Raw genomic sequence first — 1633 nt, forward strand, 5'->3', positions numbered from 1 at the left:
TTTCGCAACGTGGCAATGAACCTGATACGCCTAGCCGGTCATACTTGTATCGCTGCTGCTACTCGAATGTTTGCCGCTTGTCCTGAACGTGCCATTGAATTAATCAACATTCCGAGAACTGAATGACCGTGATAGGCGGCCACATCCGGCAGGAACGCCTCGACGAACTCAACAAAGAAAGTCGTCAGCAGCTCCTTGAAGAGCCGATCGTGATCTACGGACTGGTTCTGCTCTACGCTCTGATTCTGCCCTATGAGCTGGGTGGGTTCCATCTTGCCTATTGTATCGCTCTCGCTCTACAAGTCCGTATCAAATCTACAGCCTGATTCCCTCGGCGGCGTTGTCGTGGCAGAGCTGGCCCTCTCGGATGTTGGCCCACACCATCGCTCCAGAATTTGCCAAGTCCACAGGATTACGCCTTGAGGAAGGGCACATGGAGTAGTTCAGCCGCCTTCCGCTTGGCTACTTCACCGCGCCGGTCATACCGTGCCGTCGTGGTCACGTTGGCATGCCCCGCCAGCTTCTGAACGGTGGCGATATCCGCCCCACGGTCCAGTAAGTCTCCGACAAAGGTGCGCCTGAAGTCATGGGGGGAGAAGTGAACCACGCCCGCTTCCCGCGCCCGCTCGATCAGGATCAGGTAGAGCGCTTGGGCGGTCATCCCAAGCAGCTCCCCAGATGCTCCCGCATCTCTCACCAGTTTCCCGCCCTTACGCGAGGGGAGCAGCAATGCCCCCGGCGAATCGCCGCGCATGGACACCCAGGCATCGAGCGCCGCCTGAGCACCGCTAACCACCGGCACGAGCCTCTGCTTGTTGCGTTTGCCGAGGATTTTCACCACGCCCTCGTCCGGGTCGTAGTCGCCAAGGCTTAGTGCGGCAAGTTCAGCCCGCCGCAGTCCACAGCCATACAGCAGCGCCACTATCGCCGCGTCCCTAGCACCAACGGCACTAAGATCCTTCTGGCAGACCTCAATAAGTGCCGCGATCTCTCCGGTCTTGAGTGAGCGGCCCGCGGGGAGCGTCTCGCCCTGAACCCGCTGGACATCGACGGCACGCTGGTAGTCCTCCGCGCTGAGCTGGCCCAACCGCCAAGCGGTCTTTATCGTTCCCCGTAGCGCCGAGAGCATCTTATTGACGGTTGCGTAGGAGTACTTCTCCGCCAGCACCGCTCGAACCGCGCTGGTGTGCTGGAAGCGAAGCGCTCCCCAGGGCAGTAGCTCGATGCGCTCGGCGTTTGCTTTTTCCCCAAGTGCTGGCATGAGCAGCGCTGCGATGATCCCGAGTGCGTCGCCCATGGTTCGCCTCGATCCAGGCGCAAGGCTAGCCAAATACACAATCGCAGCGTTCTGATCACGGCGCTGCTCCCGTGCCACAACGAGCGCGTGGGGGAGGGGCGCGACGGCGACTAAATCAAGCACTTTATCTTTTTGCATTTTTCTCCCCCCTTTCCCCCTCCGGGGGAACCAGCACTCTGCTGGACTGGTCTACGTGCTACGCTGGGCTCGTTTCCCCTTCACCCAGCTTTGCGCGGCACCAGGCAAGGGCTTGGCGAGAATCCTTCACCCTAAGTCTGGTATCGGGTGGGCCGATCAGTGGGTTCTGGAGGAAGTGCTCGGTGTCGTGCGTGACGA

Annotated in this window: 2 protein-coding genes; one reads left to right on the forward strand and one right to left on the reverse strand. The window is 60.3% G+C overall.

Annotation, left to right across the window (positions count from 1 at the left end):
• Nucleotides 1-122: 122 nt before the first annotated feature.
• On the forward strand, nt 123-326 hold the full coding sequence (locus tag ACH2EH_RS11615) for a hypothetical protein (protein ID WP_395141825.1): 204 nt from the start codon (nt 123-125) through the stop codon (nt 324-326).
• A gap of 86 nt (nt 327-412) precedes the next feature.
• Here ACH2EH_RS11615 and ACH2EH_RS11620 read toward each other — a convergent pair whose 3' ends face one another.
• Nucleotides 413-1435, reverse strand: coding sequence for a tyrosine-type recombinase/integrase (locus tag ACH2EH_RS11620; protein WP_395141826.1), 1023 nt, complete (start codon nt 1433-1435; stop codon nt 413-415).
• Between the last annotated feature and the right edge of the window lie 198 nt (nt 1436-1633).

The organism is Armatimonas sp. (genome assembly GCF_043760365.1).
In the GTDB taxonomy this organism is placed as follows: Bacteria; Armatimonadota; Armatimonadia; order Armatimonadales; family Armatimonadaceae; genus Armatimonas.

Coding starts and splice junctions, on each gene's coding strand:
- ACH2EH_RS11615 (WP_395141825.1), top strand. CDS start 123: ATGACCGTGATAGGCGGCCACATCCGGCAGGAACGCCTCGACGAACTC.
- ACH2EH_RS11620 (WP_395141826.1), bottom strand. CDS start 1,435: ATGCAAAAAGATAAAGTGCTTGATTTAGTCGCCGTCGCGCCCCTCCCC.